Source organism: Microbacterium sp. NPDC077663 (assembly GCF_044542795.1).
Taxonomy (GTDB): domain Bacteria; phylum Actinomycetota; class Actinomycetes; order Actinomycetales; family Microbacteriaceae; genus Microbacterium.
On the sequence record NZ_JBITVE010000002.1, the window covers coordinates 595,177 to 614,620 of the forward strand.

Annotated in this window: 18 protein-coding genes; 4 read left to right on the forward strand and 14 right to left on the reverse strand. The window is 69.4% G+C overall.

Annotated elements, in window-relative coordinates; genetic code table 11:
* From hutU to ACIGEP_RS10440, 6 genes are all read right to left on the reverse strand, one after another.
* Nucleotides 1-1,671: a urocanate hydratase gene (gene hutU / locus ACIGEP_RS10415; RefSeq protein ID WP_396661552.1), complete on the reverse strand. Its 1,671-nt coding sequence runs from the start codon at nt 1,669-1,671 to the stop codon at nt 1-3.
* Between the two features lie 31 nt (nt 1,672-1,702).
* Complete coding sequence (locus tag ACIGEP_RS10420; protein ID WP_396661553.1) at nt 1,703-2,617, reverse strand: ABC transporter substrate-binding protein; 915 nt, start codon at nt 2,615-2,617, stop codon at nt 1,703-1,705.
* 82 nt (nt 2,618-2,699) lie between these two features.
* Complete coding sequence (locus ACIGEP_RS10425; protein WP_396661554.1) at nt 2,700-3,416, reverse strand: ABC transporter permease; 717 nt, start codon at nt 3,414-3,416, stop codon at nt 2,700-2,702.
* A complete protein-coding gene (locus tag ACIGEP_RS10430) occupies nt 3,413-4,063 on the reverse strand; it encodes an ABC transporter permease (RefSeq protein ID WP_396661555.1) in 651 nt (216 codons plus the stop codon). The genes ACIGEP_RS10425 and ACIGEP_RS10430 overlap by 4 nt, the downstream gene beginning before the upstream one ends.
* A complete protein-coding gene (locus tag ACIGEP_RS10435) occupies nt 4,060-5,157 on the reverse strand; it encodes an ABC transporter ATP-binding protein (protein WP_396661556.1) in 1,098 nt (365 codons plus the stop codon). The genes ACIGEP_RS10430 and ACIGEP_RS10435 overlap by 4 nt, the downstream gene beginning before the upstream one ends.
* Complete coding sequence (locus tag ACIGEP_RS10440) at nt 5,154-5,828, reverse strand: IclR family transcriptional regulator (protein ID WP_396661557.1); 675 nt, start codon at nt 5,826-5,828, stop codon at nt 5,154-5,156. Before ACIGEP_RS10440 ends, ACIGEP_RS10435 begins: the two co-directional genes overlap by 4 nt.
* Before the next feature lie 135 nt (nt 5,829-5,963).
* Here ACIGEP_RS10440 and ACIGEP_RS10445 point away from each other — a divergent pair, with 135 nt between their 5' ends.
* Entirely contained in the window at nt 5,964-6,464 is a 501-nt protein-coding gene (locus ACIGEP_RS10445) for a HutD family protein (RefSeq protein WP_396661558.1), read from the forward strand.
* A gap of 181 nt (nt 6,465-6,645) precedes the next feature.
* Here the strand turns inward: ACIGEP_RS10445 and ACIGEP_RS10450 are convergent, their stop codons facing one another.
* The 3 genes from ACIGEP_RS10450 to dnaB all read right to left on the reverse strand — a co-directional run bounded on the left by ACIGEP_RS10450 (nt 6,646) and on the right by dnaB (nt 12,289).
* Nucleotides 6,646-8,607 (reverse strand): MDR family MFS transporter, encoded by a 1,962-nt coding sequence (locus tag ACIGEP_RS10450; protein ID WP_396661980.1) that lies wholly within the window; start codon nt 8,605-8,607, stop codon nt 6,646-6,648.
* A gap of 232 nt (nt 8,608-8,839) precedes the next feature.
* Nucleotides 8,840-10,696 (reverse strand): carbohydrate-binding domain-containing protein, encoded by a 1,857-nt coding sequence (locus tag ACIGEP_RS10455; RefSeq protein ID WP_396661559.1) that lies wholly within the window; start codon nt 10,694-10,696, stop codon nt 8,840-8,842.
* A 222-nt stretch (nt 10,697-10,918) separates the two neighbouring features.
* A complete protein-coding gene (dnaB, locus tag ACIGEP_RS10460; protein WP_064002773.1) occupies nt 10,919-12,289 on the reverse strand; it encodes a replicative DNA helicase in 1,371 nt (456 codons plus the stop codon).
* Between the two features lie 438 nt (nt 12,290-12,727).
* On the opposite strand from dnaB, the gene ACIGEP_RS10465 reads away from it, so the two are divergent.
* Both ACIGEP_RS10465 and ACIGEP_RS10470 read left to right on the forward strand, forming a co-directional pair.
* On the forward strand, nt 12,728-13,969 hold the full coding sequence (locus ACIGEP_RS10465; RefSeq protein ID WP_396661560.1) for a hypothetical protein: 1,242 nt from the start codon (nt 12,728-12,730) through the stop codon (nt 13,967-13,969).
* A gap of 97 nt (nt 13,970-14,066) precedes the next feature.
* Nucleotides 14,067-15,761, forward strand: coding sequence for an LPXTG cell wall anchor domain-containing protein (locus tag ACIGEP_RS10470; RefSeq protein WP_396661561.1), 1,695 nt, complete (start codon nt 14,067-14,069; stop codon nt 15,759-15,761).
* Nucleotides 15,762-16,130: 369 nt separating this feature from the next.
* Here ACIGEP_RS10470 and rplI read toward each other — a convergent pair whose 3' ends face one another.
* The 5 genes from rplI to ACIGEP_RS10495 all read right to left on the reverse strand — a co-directional run bounded on the left by rplI (nt 16,131) and on the right by ACIGEP_RS10495 (nt 18,849).
* Nucleotides 16,131-16,583, reverse strand: a complete 453-nt coding sequence (gene rplI, locus ACIGEP_RS10475) for a 50S ribosomal protein L9 (protein WP_396661562.1) — start codon at nt 16,581-16,583, stop codon at nt 16,131-16,133.
* An 11-nt stretch (nt 16,584-16,594) separates the two neighbouring features.
* Nucleotides 16,595-16,849 carry a 30S ribosomal protein S18 gene (gene rpsR / locus ACIGEP_RS10480; protein WP_005054609.1) on the reverse strand — a complete coding sequence of 85 codons (255 nt, stop codon included), beginning with the start codon at nt 16,847-16,849 and terminating at the stop codon, nt 16,595-16,597.
* A 53-nt stretch (nt 16,850-16,902) separates the two neighbouring features.
* Nucleotides 16,903-17,418 (reverse strand): single-stranded DNA-binding protein, encoded by a 516-nt coding sequence (locus tag ACIGEP_RS10485; protein WP_396661563.1) that lies wholly within the window; start codon nt 17,416-17,418, stop codon nt 16,903-16,905.
* A 5-nt stretch (nt 17,419-17,423) separates the two neighbouring features.
* Nucleotides 17,424-17,762: a 30S ribosomal protein S6 gene (rpsF, locus tag ACIGEP_RS10490; protein WP_396661981.1), complete on the reverse strand. Its 339-nt coding sequence runs from the start codon at nt 17,760-17,762 to the stop codon at nt 17,424-17,426.
* A 139-nt stretch (nt 17,763-17,901) separates the two neighbouring features.
* A complete protein-coding gene (locus tag ACIGEP_RS10495) occupies nt 17,902-18,849 on the reverse strand; it encodes a helix-turn-helix transcriptional regulator (RefSeq protein WP_396661564.1) in 948 nt (315 codons plus the stop codon).
* Nucleotides 18,850-18,944: 95 nt separating this feature from the next.
* On the opposite strand from ACIGEP_RS10495, the gene ACIGEP_RS10500 reads away from it, so the two are divergent.
* Nucleotides 18,945-19,400, forward strand: coding sequence for a VOC family protein (locus ACIGEP_RS10500; RefSeq protein ID WP_396661565.1), 456 nt, complete (start codon nt 18,945-18,947; stop codon nt 19,398-19,400).
* Nucleotides 19,401-19,444: the final 44 nt, after the last annotated feature.

Sequence of the window (19,444 nt, forward strand, 5' to 3'; positions counted from 1 at the left end):
TCAGACCTCGACCTTCTCGGCCTCGAGCATCGGAACGCGCACCCCGCGTTGGCGGGCGACCTCGATCGCACGGTCGTACCCGGCATCCACGTGGCGGATGACGCCCATCCCGGGGTCGTTCGTCAGCAGGCGCTGCAGCTTCTCGGCGGCCAGCGGCGTGCCGTCGGCGACGGAGACCTGACCCGCGTGGATCGAACGGCCGATGCCGACACCGCCGCCATGGTGCAGCGACACCCAGGTCGCCCCGGACGCCGTGTTGATGAGCGCGTTCAGGATCGGCCAGTCGGCGATGGCGTCCGAGCCGTCGGCCATGGCCTCGGTCTCGCGATACGGCGAGGCCACCGACCCCGAGTCGAGGTGGTCGCGGCCGATCACGATCGGGGCGGAGATCTTGCCCTCGGCGACGAGCTCGTTGAAACGCACCGCGGCCTTCGCCCGCTCGCCGTAGCCGAGCCAGCAGATGCGGGCGGGAAGTCCTTCGAACTCGACGTGCTCCTGGGCGGCGGTGATCCAGCGCTTCAGGCCCTCATTCTCGGGGAAGAGCTCGAGGATCGCCTGGTCGGTCACGGCGATATCGGCGGGGTCCCCCGACAGCGCCACCCAGCGGAAGGGGCCGAGGCCCTCGCAGAACAGCGGCCGGATGTAGGCCGGCACGAACCCCGGGAAGGCGAACGCGTCCGCGTAGCCGCCCTGACGAGCCTCGTCGCGGATCGAGTTGCCGTAGTCGAACACCTCCGCGCCGCGCTGCTGGAAGCCCACCATCGCTTCGACGTGGCGTGCCATCGACTCGCGGGAGCGCTCGGTGAAGGCCTCCGGATCGCGCGCCGACTCGGTGCGCCAGTCCTCGAACGGGATGCCGGCGGGCAGGTAGGCGAGGGGATCATGCGCGGACGTCTGGTCGGTGACGATGTCGACGGGCACCTCGCGACGAAGCAGCTCGGGCAGGACCTCGGCGCTGTTGCCGACGAGACCCACCGAGAGCGCGCGCCCCTCGGCCTTGGCGGCGAGGACACGGGCGAGGGCGTCGTCCAGGTCGGTGGTGACCTCGTCGAGGTAGCGCTTACCCTGACGGCGTCGCAGGCGGGTCTCATCGACGTCGACGATGAGCACGACGCCGCCGTTGAGCGTGACGGAGAGCGGCTGCGCGCCACCCATGCCACCGCACCCGCCGGTCACCGTGAGCGTGCCCGCGAGGGTGCCGCCGAAACGCTTGCGCGCTACGGCGCCGAACGTCTCGTAGGTGCCCTGCAGGATGCCCTGGGTGCCGATGTAGATCCATGAGCCGGCCGTCATCTGGCCGTACATCATGAGGCCCTCGGCCTCGAGGCGGCGGAACTCGGGCCAGGTGGCCCAGTCGCCGACGAGGTTGGAGTTGGCCAGAAGCACGCGCGGTGCCCACACATTCGTGCGGAACACCCCCACGGGCTTACCCGACTGCACAAGCAGGGTCTCATCGTCCTCGAGGTCGGCGAGGGTGGCGACGATCGCGTCGTAGCTCGCCCAGTTGCGGGCGGCCTTTCCCGTGCCGCCGTAGACGATGAGGTCTTCGGGTCGTTCCGCGACCTCGGGATCGAGGTTGTTCATGAGCATCCGCAGCGGGGCCTCGGTCTGCCAGCTCTTGGCTGTCAGCGTCGTCCCCCGCGGCGCGCGCACCGCGCGGCTTCCGGTCATCTCGGTAACTCTCTTTCTGGTGGAGCGGTGATCAGTCGGCGAGATCGTGCGCGGCGAGCCATTCGGCCGCGACGTCATCGAGGCTCTGCTGGTCGTCGAGCTTCGCGTTCATGTCGATGAGGTCCTGGGTGGTGAGGGCGGCCGAGACCTCGTCGAGCACCTCGGTCACCTCGTCGCTCACCTTGTCGGTGGCGAGGATCGGCACGATGTTCTGCGCCGGGAACAGGTTCAGGTTGTCCTCCAGGGCGACGAAGTCTGACATCGCCGGCGACGTGGAGTACATATCGGCCGCCTGGATCTGTCCGTTCTCGAGCGCCGCAATCGTCAGCGGGCCGCCCACGTCGAGTGACTTGAACTCCTTGAAGGTCAGGCCGTAGACCTCTTCGAGACCCTGCACGCCCTCGTGACGCGTCGGCCACTCCGGCGGGCCGCCGAGGACCATCTCGGCCGCGTGCGGCTGCAGGTCCTCGATCGTCGTGAGATCGTACTGCTCTGCCGTCTCCTTCGTGACGGCGAGTACGTCCGAGTCCTGGGCGTCCGAGGGCGTCAGCATCGAGATGCCGTCGGGCAGCGCCTCCTTGAGTGCGGCCGAGACGTCCTCGGGACTGGAGACACCCGCCTCGCCCTCGGTGAGGTAGCTGAGGGTCGCACCCGTGTACTCGGGGAGCATGTCGATCGAGCCGTCGAGCAGAGCGGGCATGTACACCTCGCGGCTGCCGATGTTGAGGCGGGTCGTAGCCTCGACGCCGGCGGAGGTGAGGGCTTGCGCGTAGATGGTGGCCAGCAGCTGACTCTCGGGGAAGTCCGCCGAGCCGATGACGATGCTGCCGGCGGGGGCGGATTCCACCTCCGCGGCGAGCGGGTCGCCGCCCGAGGAGCAGGCGGTGAAGGCGAGGGCGGAGGCGGACGCGAGCGCGGCCACCGCGGCGAGGCGGGTGCGGATCATGAGGGTTTCCTTTCCCGTGCGGACACGGAGGGTGAGGTGAGAAGTGGTGCGGGTCGGGTGGAGCTTTCGGAGAGGAGCAGGGTCAGGGGGTTGCGAGGCGGGCACGCCGCACGCGGAGGGGGATGCGGGAGGTGCGCCGGTCGATGCCGGGCGAGACGAGGACGCGCGAGGCGAGGCCGAGCAGCAGGTCGACGACGAGAGCGAGCACGGCCACGAGGACCGCGCCGACGAGCATCTTGTCGTAGTCGTTCTGCGCGCGGCCGTCGATGATCAGGCGTCCCACCCCGCCGAGCGAGACGTACGCGGCGATGGTCGCGGTGGAGATGACCTGCAAGGTGGCGCCGCGGAAGCCCGAGATGATGAGCGGCAGCGCGCACGGCACCTGAACCGAGAAGAGGACCCGCATCGGCCGGTACCCCATCCCGACCGCGGCGTCGACGGCCGCGGCATCCACCGCCCGGATCCCGGCGTACGTGTTGGTCATGATCGGTGGGATGGCGAGCAGCACGAGCACGATGATGCTGGGGATGACGAAGGCGAGGTCCGACGCGATGAGCGGCGCGACGATCATGACGAGCAGCACGATCAGGCCGAGGGTCGGAAGCGCCCGGAGGGCGTTGGCGAGGCCGGCGATGAGCACGACACCACGACCGGTGTGGCCGACGTACAGGCCGGCCGGGACGCCGATCGCTCCGGCGATGAGCAACGCGACGGCCGTGTAGACGAGGTGCTGCCCGACGAGGGCGGGGATGCCGCCGGACCCGGCCCAGTTCCCCGGGTCCGTCAGGTAGTCGATCACGCGTTCGCTCCCCTCGGGGTCCACGGGGTGAGCAGTCGCGCAGTCAACAGCACGAGTCCGTCGAGCACGAGGGCGAGCAGCAGGCAGAGCACGATCCCGGCGATGATCGGTGTCAGGAAGCGCAGTTGAGCTCCCTGGGTGAACAGCAGCCCGAGCTGCGGGGTGCCGATGAGCGCCGCGATCGAGACGACGCTCACGTTCGAGACGACGGCCACGCGCAGACCCGCGGCGATGACCGGCACCGCGACGGGCAGTTCGACGGCGAACAGGCGGTGGAGCGGTCGGTAGCCCATGGCATCCGCCGCCTGCAGGGTCTCGGGGGCGACCGAGTCGAGGCCGTCCGAGACCGTCCGCACGAGGAGCGCGAGCGTATAGACCGTGAGCGCCACGACCACGTTGAGCGGATCGAGGATGCGGGTTCCGAGGATCGGTGGCAGCAGCACGAACAGGGCGAGCGAGGGGATCGTGTAGAGCAGCCCCGTGACGCTCAGCAGGCCAGACTTGAACATGCCGCTGCGATGTGCCGCCCAGCCGAGCGGCAGCGACAGAGCGAGGCCGATCACGACGGGGATGACCGACAACGCGACGTGCCAGCCGAGCAGGACGGCGATCGCGTCGGCCTCGCGGGCAAGCCAGTCGAAGTTCATGCCGCGGCTCCCGCATCGAGTTCGGGGATCGCCGCGATGACGGCGCCCGCGGTGACCGACCCGGCGACTGCCCCGGCGTCGTCGACAATCACGCCGCGGCGGCTGGGGGCGCTGAGGGCCGCGTCGAGAACCTGCCGCAGCGAACCGCCGCGCGGCGCGACGGTTCCGGCGAGGTTCAGATCGGATGCCGCGATCGGACCGCGCAGGCGACGCGGCTCGACCCAGCCGAGGGGCCGGCGGTCGGCATTCACCACCAGCAGCCACTCATCGTCGGTGGCGGCGCGGGCCTCGTCGACGGACGCGCCGAGGGTCACCGTCGGCTCGGCCGTGAGGGGCAGGTCCGCTGTGGTGCGGAAGCCCAGGGAGCGGTAGCCGCGGTCGCGCCCCACGAAGTCGGCGACGAAGGCGTCGGCTGGGCTCGTGAGCAGCTCCTCGGGGGTCGCGAGCTGGGCGAGATGGCCGCCGGTGCGCATGACCGCGACGTAGTCGCCGAGCTTGAGGGCCTCGTCGATGTCGTGGGTGACCATGACGATGGTCTTGCCCTCATCACGCTGGATGCGCAGGAACTCGTCCTGCAGCTGCGCCCGAACGACGGGGTCGACGGCGCTGAACGGTTCGTCCATCAGCATGAACTCGGGGTCGGCGGCGAGCGCACGGGCGACCCCGACGCGCTGCTGTTGCCCGCCCGAGAGCTGCCACGGGTAGCGCGACGCGAAACTGGTCGGAAGTCCGACGCGCTCCATCAGGTCGAGCGCGCGGCCGCGAGCGACCTTCGCCGAGGCACCGGCCAGGCGCGGCGTGGTGGCGATGTTGTCGACGATCGTTCGGTGGGGGAAGAGGCCGGCGTGCTGGATGACGTACCCGATGCGACGGCGGAGGGCCGCGACATCCATCCGCGCCGTCGACTCGCCGTCGAGCAGGATGTCGCCCGAGGTGGGGCGGATGAGCCGGTTCACCATGCGGAGCGAGGTGGTCTTGCCGCATCCGGAGGGCCCGACCAGAATCGTGAGCTTGCCGGTCGGCGCAACCAACTGCAGGTCGTCGACGGCAGTTGCGTCGCCGTACCGCTTGGTGACGTTCTGGAAGGTAATCATCGGGCGCGCTCCTCGGTGGCGGCGGGAAGTTCCGGGTGGGCCAGAATCGAGCGGCTCTCGGCGACGAGCATGCGTCCGATGGCAGCGTTCTTGACGTCGGTCGTGCGGTAGCTCGGCACAACGACCGAGAGGGATGCCACGATCCGGTCGCCGACGGTGATCGGGGTCGCGATGGCGGTGACGTCGTCCTCGACACCCTGCACGACCACGACGTAGCCGGCCTCGCCGGTCGCCCCCTGCAGCACGGCACCGGCTGCCGAGGCGTCGAGCGGGATGCTGCGCCCCACCCAGCTCGCGTGGCGGATCGAGTGGGTGCCTTCGACGATCGCAATGTAGAGGGCCGTGTCACCGGCGCCGCGGACGGCGAGATAGCACGACTCGCCCGTTGCGGCGACGACGCGGGCGAGAGCGGGTTCGGCGAGAGAGACGAGGGAGTCGTTGGACAGCGCGAGGGCACCGAGCTGCACGATGCGGGCGCCGGCGGTGTAGCGACCGTCGGGCACGCGGCGGACGAACTCCTGCGCCTCCATCGTGCGGAGCAGCCGGAGGGCGGTGCTCGCCGACAGCTCGGCCGCGCGGGCGGCATCGGCGAGCGTGATCGGCCCGGAGTCGCAGACGGTGCCCAGCAGCGACAGGGCGCGGTCGACGGTGCGGGTGGATGTTTCGGCCATGCGTGCTCCCTTCGTTGGGATGACGGTATGGCGCCGCTGTTACGCGACTCGCCTTCCAATGTTTCCGTTGAGTAAAACTGCCATGCCACCAGATGGCAATGATGGAGGATGCCGCATCTGCCCTATCGTGCTCTCATGCCCGATGTCCTGCGCCGCTTTGCCGAGATCACTCCGGTTCCGTGGCGGAACGGCGGCGGGACGACGGTGGAGCTCATCGACGAGGACCGATCGACGACCCTGACGCCGGGACTGCGGTGGCGGCTGAGCATCGCGCACCTCACTGCTCCGGGCCCGTTCTCCGCCTTCCCCGGCCAGGTGCGCACGCTCATCCCGTGGGAGGGCGACATCGTCCTCTCGGTCGACGACGAGTTCCGTCACGTAGGGGCGGGCGAAGCCGTCCGGTTCCCGGGCGACGCCCGCACCCACCTCGTCGAGCTCACCGCGCCCTGCTACGCCGTCAACCTCATGGCGTCGGGTCCGGACCCGACGTTCGAGGTCGTGATCGCAGGTCACGTCGCGACTCAAGACTCGGTCGCGATCGCAATCGCGGGCAACGCGGATGCGTCGCGATTCGACGTCATCGCGGTGCGTGCGAACGAGCTGATGCCCGTGCCCGGCATCCTCCTCCGTCCGTAGCCGGCTCAGCCGGGCGCCGGGCGCGAGCCCTCTTCACCAGAATCGCGGCGCGCGAGGAGAAGGACGGAAACGCGGAATCCTCACGACGAGCCGACCCGATTGGCCGATGACCTATGCGTGCGAGTGCCGCGCGTGTGGCCGGGGGTCACGCGTGCGACGTGGCCGCCCGCAGCACCTGAGCTCAGCCGAGCGCGATCGGCTCGGGCTGGCGTTCCGCGTCGGCCGACTCCTGCAGCGCCGACTTCTGGCGCAGCGGCGGGGTGCGGAAGAACAGCGTCAGCACGAAGGCGATCAGAGCGACACCCATGGCCACCCAGTACACGCTCACCGTCGACTGGTTGAACGACACCAGCAGCGGCTTCGTGAGACGCGGGTCGGCTCCGTTGAGGAACGACGTGTCGTCCATCGTGCTGTCGTCGAAGGATGCGCCGGACGAGCCCGACATGCCGTCGATGATCTGCGGTACCGCCTGGTCGACGAATGCGCGGCGAGCCGTGGCATCCGAGAAGTCGAGCGTGACCGTCCCGTCTGCGGCGACCTTGGCGACCGGTACCTGCTCGGTGATCTTCGCCGCAGCCTGCTGGATCGCCTGCGCTTCGGCTTCGGCCGTTGCCTGCTGCTGAGCGGCGGCGGGGATCGTACCGGCTGCGACCTGCTGGGCGACCGCGGCGGCGGCGGCGGCCTTCGCCTCGTCGACACCCTTCTGCGCACCGTCGAGCGCTCCGTCGGAGAGCTGCTCCACGAACGGTTCGTAGACCTTCGACATGATGCCGGCGTTGGCCGGGGCGGTCGCGACCGTCGGGTCGAGGGCCGCGTCGAGGGCGTCCGCGAGCGACTGCTGGTCCTTGAAGGTGGTCTGAAGGTTGAGCGGGACGAGTGCGAACAGCAGCGACAGGAGCACGGCTGTACCGAGCGTGCCGCCGATCTGCCGGAAGAACGTCGAGCCGGAGGTGGCGACGCCGATGTCCCGCGGGCCGACGGAGTTCTGCGAGGCGATCGTGAGCGTCTGCATGAGCTGACCGAGACCGAGCCCGATGAGCAGCATCGACCCGGCGATCTGCCAGTACGACGTGTCGTACCGGACGAAGGTCAGTGTCAGGAACCCGAGCGCCATGAGAGCCGTGCCGATGGTCGGGAAGATCCGGTAGTGGCCGGTGCGGGCGATGATCTGTCCGCTGACGATGGACGAGATCATGAGCCCCAGGATCATCGGCAGCAGCTGGATGCCGCTCTCGGTCGGCGTCGAGCCGAGCACCAGCTGCAGGTAGAGCGGCAGCGTCAGCATCGCACCGAACATCGCGAAGCCGACGAAGACGCCGATGATCGTCGCCATCGAGAACGTCGACGACCGGAAGAGTTTCAGCGGGATGAGGGCGTCGTCCTTCATCCCGCGTTCGATGAGGATGAAGGCGATGATGCCGATCGCACCGATGAGGTAGCAGGCGATGGCGATGGGTGAGGTCCAGCCCCACTCCCGGCCCTGTTCTGCGATGAGCAGCAGCGGCACGAGCGCGACGATGACGGCCGCCGCGCCGAACCAGTCGATCCGCACCGCGCCGTGCGGGTGGCGTGGAATGTGCAGGAAGCGGAGCACGACGGCCAGCGCGATGAGGCCGATCGGCACGTTGATCAGGAAGACCCAACGCCACCCGGCGATGAAGAGGATCTCGCCCGCCCCGGCGAACAGACCGCCGACGAGTGGCCCGATGACCGAGGAGACGCCGAAGACCGCGAGGAAGTAGCCCTGATACTTGGCGCGTTCGCGCGGGGCGAGGATGTCGCCCATGATCGCGAGCGGCATCGACATGAGGCCGCCGGCCCCGAGGCCCTGGATCGCACGGAAGGCGGAGAGCTCGGCCATCGAGGTCGAGAAGCTCGCCGCGACCGAGCCGATGATGAAGATCGCGATGGCGATGAGGAAGAGGGGTCGGCGGCCGAAGATGTCGGAGAGCTTGCCGTAGATGGGTGTCGAGATCGTCGACACGATCAGGTACGCCGTCGTCACCCAGGCCTGCTGGCTGAGTCCGTTGAGGTCGTCGCCGATCGTGCGGATCGCGGTGCCGACGACGGTCTGATCGAGCGCGGACAGGAACATGCCCGCCATGAGCCCGAAGATGACGAACAGGATCTGACGGTGGGTCATCACCGGGGTGCTTCGGGTGGTCGGGCTCGACGCGGTGGCAGTGGTCACGATTCCTCGGAGGGCAGGAGAGGCCGATGGGATGCCGCGCGTCGGGTCATGCGCGACGGGGATGCCGGGAGTGACCGGCGGAGAAAGTTGCGTTTGGTCAACTATAAGCGCGCGAGCGTGCGGCGCATTCCCCGAACCCTGAGATCCCTCGCCGGCGATCTCGCCGTCGATCCGGCCGTTGCGGTCAGCGAGCGCCGCCGGGTCCGCCCATGCCGCCTCCGCCGCCACCCATGCCGCCGCCCATGGTCGAGGTGAGCTCACCGGCCGTCGCCGTCGCCACGGCGCTGCCGCCGGACCCGCCCGCCGCGTACGTGCCCGCGATCCCCTCGCCCGCAGAGCCGCCGCTCAGGAGCGAATACGACTCGCCGTCGACGACATCGGCCGAGGTGAAGAGGAACCCCGACGTGGACTGCACCGTCGTGAACGATGCGAGGGCGTTGCCGTCGGAGTCGACGACGGTGAGTACCGTGCCCGCCGACACCGCATCGAAAGTGAACTGTACCGAGTCGAGCTCCGAGCTCTCCTCGGGGACCTCCGGGGTGCCGCCCGCGGCGACCAGCACGCCGCCCGAGATGTCGATGCCGCCGTCCGCGTCGATCGCGCCGTCGCCGCCCGCATTCGGACCGGATGCCACGATCGTGCCGCCCGTCTGCGCCCACGACCCGTTGATGTCGATGCCGTCGCCTCCGCCGAGCAGCACGAGCTCTCCTCCGCTCATGGTGAACTCTGCCGTCGCGCTGCCCGTCCCGGGTTCGGATGCGCCGCCGCCGGGCGCTGAACCGTTCACCGCATCGTCGCTCGCGGTCACGTCGGCCGACCCGCCCGTCACCGTGATCGAGACCGACTCCAGACCCTCGTACGAGTCGGTGATGGTCACATCGCCGGCCGACAGCACAAGCTCCGCCTCGGCATGCACACCGTCGTCGCCGGCCGCGAGGCTCAGCGCCGCCCCGGCGAGGTGCACGTACGAATCGGAGTGCACCGCGTCGTCTGCGGCGTCGATGCTGATCGTGCCGCCCTCGAGCACCGCGATCACCCCGGCTGCGGCGCCCTTCGCCGAAGCGGTGTCGCTCCCGGCATCCGACCCACCGCCGGCGACGATCGTGACGTCGCCGCCGGTCGTGATCACGTCGGTGAACGCGTCGATCCCCTCGTCGCCCGAGACGATGTCGATCGTGCCGCCCGAGATGTCGACGTACCCGCGCTCGGCGTCTTCTTCGTTGTCGCTCTTGATCCCGTCGCCGCCCGCGTCGACGGTGATGTCACCGTCGCGGATGACGACGTAGTCCTTCCCGCGGATACCGTCGTCCGCGGCCGTGACCGTGATCGATCCGGACTGGATCACGAGACCATCCGCCGAGGCGATCCCGTCGTTGCCGTTGCCCGACACCTGCAAGGCACCGGTGCCGGTGAGCGTCAGGTCGGCCGCGCTGTAGAGAGCGGCGTTCGCCTCGGCATCCTCGGCGTAGCTCGACGCGTCGCTGAGGCTGTTCGTCGAGCCGTCCGCCAGGATGACGACCGCTTCGTCGGCGGCCTGCACGTCGATCGCGGCGCCGACATCGGTCGTGATCGTCGCGCCGTCGAGCACGAGCACGACCTTGCCCTCACCGGAGCTGTTCACCACGACCTGTCCGGTGTAGTCGCCGGCGAGGACGTAGGTGCCCGCCGCGCTGATCGTCACGAGCGCGTCCTCGACACTGACCGACGACGTGTCCGACGCCGTCGCCGTGTCTCCGTCGAGCGAGATCGTCACGGCATCCGATTCGGACCACTCCGCGTCGTCATCGGCATCGTGGCTCTCCTGGTTGCCCGCGCGGACGTCGGCGGCCGTGGCCGTCGCATCTGTGGCGCCGGTGAGTTGGCTGGCCGTTTCGGTCTCGGTGGTCTCGGTCGACTGCGCCGTGGAGGTGTCATCGGATGCCGAGACGGCGGCGACCGACGAACATCCCGCCAGCGTCAGCGCGGCGGCGAGCGGCATCGTCACGAGCCACCCGCGCCACTTCGACGGACGAGGGCGGGGGGAGGGGGCGGAGGGAGTCATCGCGTTCCTTTCGCGACATGCGACGCGCCGTGATGACGCAGCCTGCGGACGGTCGTCGTGAGCACGTGCCCGTGGGGGCCGCTCCACGACGTTGTTCCCTCAGTGAGCCGAAGAATCCTTAACGGCTCCTCAGACATGCGCCAGACGGTCGTAAGAGCCCGACCGCCGCGACGGAGCGCGCCGAATCCTCGCGGATCCTCCGCTGTCAGCCGGGATGGACGCTCAGTCCATCCCCACGGCCATGTCGGTGAAGCGGGAGAAGTGTCCCTGGAACGCGACGACGACCGTGTCGGTCGGACCGTTTCGGTGCTTGGCGACGATCAGGTCGGCTTCGCCGGCGCGAGGGCTGTCCTTCTCGTAGGCGGCTTCACGGTGCAGCAGGATCACCATGTCGGCATCCTGCTCGATCGAGCCCGACTCGCGCAGGTCGCTGATGGCGGGTTTCTTGTCGGCGCGCTGCTCGGGGCCACGGTTCAGCTGCGACAGCGCGATGACCGGCACCTGCAGCTCCTTCGCGAGGAGCTTCAGCGCACGCGAGAACTCCGACACCTCCTGCTGACGCGACTCGACGCGCTTACCGCTCGTCATGAGCTGCAGGTAGTCGATGACGACCATCTCGAGGCCGACGCGCTGCTTGAGCTTGCGGCACTTCGCGCGGATCTCGACGAGCGTCATGTTCGGGCTGTCGTCTATATAGAGAGGAGCATCGTTGATGCGACCGCGCGTCGAGGCGATCGTGGTCCAGTCCCGGCTGTCGAGCATGCCCTTGCGCATGCTCTGCAGGGGGACCGAACCCTCGGCGCTCATGAGGCGCATGGCGATCTCGCTGCGCCCCATTTCGAGCGAGAAGAAGACCGTCGGACGGTTGTGCTTGATGGCGGCGGCGCGGGCGAAGTCGAGCGCGAGGGTCGACTTACCCATCGCGGGACGCGCAGCGACGACGATCATCTGACCACCGTGCAGGCCGTTGGTGAGTTGATCGAGACCCGCGAACCCGGTCGGGATGCCGGTCATCTGACCGTCTCGACCGCGGGCCGCCTCGATCTCCTCGACGGCGGCATCGACGGCGACCTGGAGCGGGACGTAGTCCTCGGACTGCTCCGCCCCGGTCACCGAGTAGATCTCGGCCTGGGCGTTGTTGACGAGGTCGAGTGCTTCGCCCTGGCCGTTGTAGCCCATCTGGACGATGCGGGTGCCGGCCTCGACGAGGCGACGCAGCAGAGCCCGCTCCCGCACGATCGACGCGTAGTACGCGGCATTGGCCGCGGTCGGGACGATCGACGTCAGCGAGTGCAGATAGTCCGCCCCGCCGGCACGCTGCAGGTCGCCGGTCTTGATGAGCTCATCGGTGACGGCGACCACGTCGGTCGGCTCGCCGTGCGAGTACAGGGACAGGACGGCCTCGAAGATCAGCTCGTGCTTCGGCACGTAGAAGTCGGTCCCGCGCAGCGCCTCGATGACGTCAGCGACCGCGTCGCCGGACAGGAGCATGCCACCGAGAGTGCTCTGCTCAGCGAGCATGTCGTGCGGCGGAGTCCGTTCGGGGCCGCGGGAGCCGCCGATTCGGTCGTCCGACAGATCCGCGATCGACATGCACGCCCCTCTTCCGGGCCCGCTGGAAGGCCCTCGCACACGCTAGGGAGGGCTTCCGACACACGCAAGCCAGCCTGTGGATAACTATGTGGAAAGGGTGCGGGAAACGCCGCGCACCCTGTGCAGAGAGCCTGTGGAGAAAGGCGGGATCGCAACCGATACTCCAACAGGAAACTGGACTTGATCGGGTTTTTGCTTTCCCACAGCCTGTGGATGGACAACCGACCTCAAGTGTCGGTTGAAGGTTCTGCGTTATCCCCACCCCCATGTGCAGAATCGGCCGTTTGTCAAATGAGAAAGTCGCGGAGCGACCTGCCCTCTCGAACAGGGAAAACTCTTGCGTAATTCATAGGCACGGCGTACCGTCTCTAGTCCAGGCACCCCGCAGACGCGGCCCTCTCGGCATGCGTCCCGATGTTTCCATCGTGGAGGCGACCTGTGCACACAACGCTCCGCGCGTTCGCGCGCTTCGGTCTTCTCGCCGCGATCGGCCTCGGGATGGCGGTGCTCTGGGCCCTTGTCACCGTCGTTCTCTTCGCATCGGATGCACGCGCATCCGACCGCACCGACGACGGGCTGCTGAGCGGGGTGACGAAGACGATCGAAAAGATCGGAGAACCGGTCGTCGATGACGCGGTGAAGCCGACCGTCGAGAAGGTCGTCGCACCGACGGTCGAGAAGATCACGAGGCCCGTCACGGAGAAGGTGACGAAGCCCGCCGCCGAGATCGTGAAGAAGGTGACCAAGCCCGTTGCGGACAAGGTGACCGAGCCCGTCACCGACAAGGTCGTCCCGCCGACCGCCGAGGTGGTGGAGAAGGTCACCAAGCCGGTCACGGAGAAGGTGACGAAGCCGGTCGCCGACACGGTCGTCAAGCCGGTCACCGACAAGGTCATCACCCCGATCGCCGAGACTGTCGCCCCGATCGTCGCGCCGGTCACGGATAAGGTCGTGGAGCCTGTGACGGACGCGGTCGTGAGGCCCGTCACCGACGCCGTCACCCCCGTCACCGACGCGCTCGTGGAGCCGGTCGTCGAGGCGGTGGCGCCTGTCACGGACGCCGTCGTGACTCCCGTCGCGGAAGCGGTCCTCCCGCCGGTCGTCGACGCCGTCCGCCCCGTCACGGACCCTGTGGTCGACGCCGTCTCACCTGTGATTCCGCCGGTCGCCGGCGTCACCGACCCGGTCGTGGACGCCGTCACTCCAGAGCTCCCGAACCTGCCCGTGCAGGTTCCGGGTTCGCCCACGCTCCCGGTCGCACCGATCCCGTCCGAGGTGGGAGGTTCCGATGAGCTCGCGCCCTCGGAGCCTGCCATCGACGTCGAGACCGGCGCCGTCCCGACGCGGACGTCGACCGTCCTGGACGAGGTCGGGGGCATCACACCTGCGAGCGTCGTGGCGCTCTTCTCGGCTGCCGTCGCGCAGACTCCTGCCGACGATGCCGCTGCGGTCGCGCAGCATCCACTCGTTCTCACCGACCCCGCCGTGCCTGCGCCCAGCGCACCCGCGTCGGAGTCCGGTTCACTGACTTCCACGTCCACCGGAGGAGCTGCCGGGCTGTTTGCCCTGCTCCCGTTCGGGCTTCCCGTCGCGCACCGTGCCTGGGCACGACGGGGCCGTCCGACCGACGAGCAGGGGCTCCCTGCGCCCTTCTTCGACACCGACGTCTCTCCCGACTGACGGGGATCGCGCCGCGCTTCTTCGCGGCATGCATCCGCACGCTGTGCGTGCCGGCGCCATGGCGCCAATCCCTGTTGATTTTCTGAGGAGAGATGAAATGAATTCCACGTTGTCGCGTGTCCTGTTGGGCACGCTCGTGGCCGGGGGCATCACGCTCTTCGGCGCAGCGGCCGCGCAGGCCGCAGAACCGACGACGTCCGGGGAGGATGGGCTGCTCTCGGGCACCCAGGCCATCCTGAACGTCGACATCCCGATCACCGTCGGCGACACCGCTGTCTCGGTCATCGGCGACTCGTCCAGCTCGTCCGACGACAAGGCCGAGCCGGCGAAGCCGCGGAAGACCTCGTCGGCGTCAACGAGTGGCGCCGACGGCGCCGCATCCGGGTCGCAGGCTCTGGTCGACGTCAACGTCCCGATCACGGTGAAGGACACCGCGATCTCGGTCGTCGGCGACAGCACGACCGAGTCGAAGGATGCCGCGGCACCCGCCAAGCCGGCACCGGCCAAGCCCGCTCAGGCGCCGTCCACCGACGGCACTGACGGCACCGGTTCCGGCACCCAGGTCGTCGCCCCCATCACCGTCCCCGTGACGGTCGAGGACACGGCGATCTCCGTCATCGGCGACAGCACCACCGAGTCGACCGATGCCGCGGCACCCGCCGCACCGGCACCCGCCACGCCGGCCGCACCCGCCACGGCGCCGTCCACCGACGGCACCGACGGCATCGGCTCCGGCACCCAGGTCGTCGCCCCCATCACGGCCCCTGTGACCGTGGATGACTCGGCGATCTCGGTCATCGGCGACAGCACGAGCGAGAGCACGTCGGCACCGGCTGCGCCGGTCTCGGGCGGCACCTCCCCGGCGCCCACGACGGGCGGCTCGGACGGCATCGGCTCGGGCACCCAGGTCATCGCTCCCATCACGGTCCCCGTGACCGTCGGTGACACCGCGGTCTCGGTCATCGGCGACAGCTCGACCGAGAGCACGGATGCCGCGGTGCCGGCCGCTCCCGCAACCGGCACCACCGGTGGCCCGTCCACCGACGGCACCGACGGCATCGGCTCGGGCACCCAGGTCGTCGCCCCGATCGGCCTCCCGGTCACGGTCGATGACACCGCGGTCTCGGTGATCGGCGACAGCTCGGTCATCGGCGGCGGCTCCGCCGGCACGCCGGGCACCGGCACGTCGACGGGACCCGTCACCTCGGGTGAAGGCGGCATCGGTAGCGGTACGCAGATCGTGTTGCCCATCGGCATCCCGATCACCGTCGGTGACACCGCCGTCTCGATCATCGGCGACAGCGAGGTGACCGACCCGGGCACCCCGACGGACCCGACGGACCCGACCGACCCCACGGACCCGACGGACCCGACCGACCCCACGGACCCCACGGACCCGACCGACCCGGTCGACCCGACGGATCCCACGGACCCGACGGACCCGACCACGCCGGTCGACCCTACGGACCCGACGGACCCGACCACGCCGGTCGACCCTACGGACCCGACGGACCCGACCACCCCGGTCGACCCGACGGACCCGACCACCCCGGTGAACCCCACGGACCCGACGGACCCGACCACCCCGGTCGACCCCACGGTCCCCGGTGACGGCGCGGACGGTCAGATCCCCGGCGGCAGCCCCGCTCCGATGGTCCCTCAGGCCACCGGTGGCGACACCCCGTCGGCACTGGCGCAGACCGGAGGCGTCGCGACCCCGTGGCTTCCCCTGGCTGCGATCGCCCTGATCGCCGCTGGAGCAGTGCTCACGCTGCGTCGCCGCACCGTCTGATCAGCTCCCCCCGAAGGGCGGATGCCACGGGCCCCCACCCGCGGCATCCGTCCACCCCTCGCGGATGCACTGGATCCGGCACGACACGCCGGGTCCCCTTCCCCATCGCCGGCGCGCCGGCCGAGATCCATTGCATCCGCGGACAGCTCCCCCCAAAATGGCGGATGCCGCAGGCCCCCACCTGCGGCATCCGCCCTCAGCGTGCGTCGACGCAATGGATGCGGGGCGACACGCGGCATCCACGCCCCATGTCACGGCGTGTCGCCCGCGATCCATTGCATCGGCGAACACCACACCCCCGGAAACGACGGATGCCGCGGTCCCGACCCGTGAGGGAGGGGACCGCGGCATCCGAACCGCGCGCCGGGATTACTTGGCGGCGACCACCTGCAGGGTGATCACGGCGGTGAGCTCGTCGCCGAGGCGAACGGTCGCCTCGTGCTCGCCCACGGCCTTGATCGGCGAGGTGATGTGAATCTTGCGCTTGTCGAGGTCACCGAAACCGGCGGCCTTGACGGCGTCGGCCACGTCGGCGGTCTTGACCGAACCGAACAGACGGCCTTCGGCGCCGGCCTTGACGGTCAGCTTGACCGTGTTCGACTCGAGCGTGTTCTTGAGCGCCACAGCCTCTTCGTGGTCGTGGATCGCGCGGGACTCGCGAGCGGCGCGGATCGACGCCACCTGCTTCTCGCCACCGCGGGTCCAGGCCACAGCGAAGCCCTGGGGGATGAGGTAGTTGCGGGCGTACCCGTTCTTGACCTCGATGACGTCACCGGCGCTACCGAGCCCGGCGACCTCGTTCGTGAGAATCAGCTTTGCCATGTCGGTACTCCTTACCGGCCAGCGCCGGCGTAGGGCAGGAGCGCCATTTCACGGGCGTTCTTGATCGCCTTGGCGATCAGACGCTGCTCCTGCACCGAGACTCCGGTGATACGACGGGCGCGGATCTTCCCACGCTCCGAGATGAACTTGCGAAGCGTCGCGACGTCCTTGTAGTCGATGACGCCGACGCGGATCGCCTTCGCGGGAGCGGCGTTCTTCGCGCCCTTCCGCGGCTTGCGGCGATCGCCGGTTGCCTTTCCAGCCATGTGTCTTCCTTAAGAGAGGTGGATGCCGCAGCCCGCGGCGTCCGAAATTCGAATCAGAACGGGGTGTCGTCGCCGTAGCTCGTCCCGGGCGCGCTCCAGGCGTCAGGAGCCGAGGACCCGGGCGTGGCCCAGGGCTCGTCCTGCTGCACCTGCGGACGCGACTGCTGACCGCCGCCGAAGCTGCCGCCGCCGTTGCCGCCCGAAGAGGCGGCGCGGGTGACCTGCGCCGTGGCGTAGCGCAGCGAGGGGCCGATCTCGTCGACCTCCAGCTCGATCGCCGTGCGGTTGTTGCCTTCGCGGTCCTGGTAGGAGCGCTGCTTCAGGCGGCCGGTCGCAACGACCCGCATGCCCTTGGTGAGCGAGCCTGCGACGTGCTCAGCGAACTCGCGCCAGACCGACGCGCGCATGAACAGCGCTTCGCCGTCCTTCCACTCGTTGGCCTGCCGGTCGAAGCTGCGCGGCGTCGATGCGATCGTGAAGTTCGCGACGGGGAGGCCGTTCTGCGTGTAGCGCAGCTCGGGGTCCGCCGTGAGGTTGCCCACGACCGTGATGATGGTCTCGCCGGCCATGAGCGTCAGGCCTTCGCAGCCTTGCGGGCGGCCTTGGCGTCGGCGCGCTCCTTCTCGGCGGCGACCTGAGCGATCGCCTCCTCGGCGCGGAGGACCTTGGTACGCATGATCTGCTCGTTCAGCTTGAGCTGACGGTCGAGCTCCTGCGTGGCCTCGCTCGTGGCGGTGAAGTTGACGACGGCGTAGATGCCCTCGTTCTTCTTCTGGATCTCGTAGGCGAGACGGCGCTTGCCCCACACGTCGACGTTGTCGATCGAGCCACCATCAGCGGTGATGACCTTCAGGAACCCGTCGAGCTTGGGAGCAACCTGGCGCTCGTCGACCTCGGGGTCGAGAATCACCATGAGTTCGTACTGGTGGATGTGCGTCACTAACCCACCTCCTTCGGACTAGAACGGATGCCGGGCGGTTCCCGGCATCAGGAGGGTTGATGCACGTGTCCGGGGATTCCGCGCATGAACGCAGACGGACAACCACAGCAGTCTAGCGGATGCCCGGCCCCACCGCGGAATCGGTCAATCGCCCCGCGAGCGCGGCCGCCGCATCCGCCAGCTCCGGCGGCCCGACGATCTCGAACGGTGCATCGAACCGCAGTGCCCAGGCGAGTGCTCCCGCCCACGACCAGGAGCCGACCTGCACGCGCGTCCGTCCGCCGCCCAGGTCGTCGAGCGCCGCGCCTGCGGCGAACGGGATCACCCGCCCCACGGGCACCGAGAGGATGAACTCGGCCGTGACCGGCCAGCGATCCTCGTCCGACGCGCCCTTGAACCGCGCGGCCAGAAAGGTGCGCGCATTCCCGGTGGGGATCTCGCGCGGCTCGAACGGGACCCCGCCGCCCTGTCGGAGGCGCAGTCGGTCGAGCCGCAGGATGCGCCAGTCCGCGGCATCCAGCTCCCAGGCGACGACGTACCAGCGGCCGTCGCGGGCGACGACGGCGTAAGGCTCGATCCGTCGGGAACGGTCATCGCCGCCGTACTCGATGCGGAGGGTCCGGCGATCGCGGGTCGCGCCGCTCACCGCTTCGACGACCTCCGGCGCTGCCTGCTCACCCGTGGCGTCGACCTCGAACCGGATGGTGTCGATCCGGTGGCGCAGGTGCGAGGGCATGACCTGCCGCATCGTCGCGAGGGCGCGTGCCGCGGCATCCGCGATGTCGACACCGGATGCCGATTGCAGGGCGACCGCGATCGCGACGGCCTGCTCGTCGTCGAACAGGAGCGGCGGCAGCTCCTCGCCCGGCGCGAGGCGGTAGCCGCCGTAGGGACCCTTGACCGCCGTGATCGCGTAGCCGAGCTCGCGCAGCCGGTCGACGTCGCGGCGAATGGTGCGGACGGTGACGCCGAGCCGGTCGGCGAGTTCCTGGCCGCCCCAGTCGCGTCGCGATTGCAGGACCGACAGCAGGTTCAGCATCCGATGCGACGGAGAGGGCATGTCTCCATCCTGCGATAGAAGCGGACAGGATCCGACCTCTATCCGGCGGAGATTGGTCTCCACACCGACACCCACCCCTGAACGAAGGACACCTCATGACCCTCACCACGACCACCCACCTGAACTTCCACGGCACGGCGAGGGAGGCCCTCGAGTTCTACGCCCGCGTCTTCGACGGTCAGGCGATGACGACCACCTACGCCGACCTCGGAATGCCCGCCGACGCACCCGGCGCCGACAAGGTCGTCTTCGGCATCGTCGTCGCGGCGGACGGATTCCGCCTCATGGCGTACGACGTCCCCGGGCAGGACGCCGGTGCCGAGGCGGTCGCGGGGACGACGCACCGCGAGAACGGCGTCACCATCACCGACCGCGCCTTCTTCGTCTCGCTGCAGGGCGACACCCTCGACGAGGTCACCGCTCGGTGGACCGCCCTCGCCGAGGGCGCGACCGTCGTCGAACCCCTCGCCGCGTCCGCCTGGAGCGCAGGGTTCGGCATGCTCACCGACCGGTTCGGCGTGACCTGGGTCGTCGACGTCCGCACCGCGTGAGCCTGGTCGGCCGGTACCGTGGCCGCATGCACTCCGACGAGGTG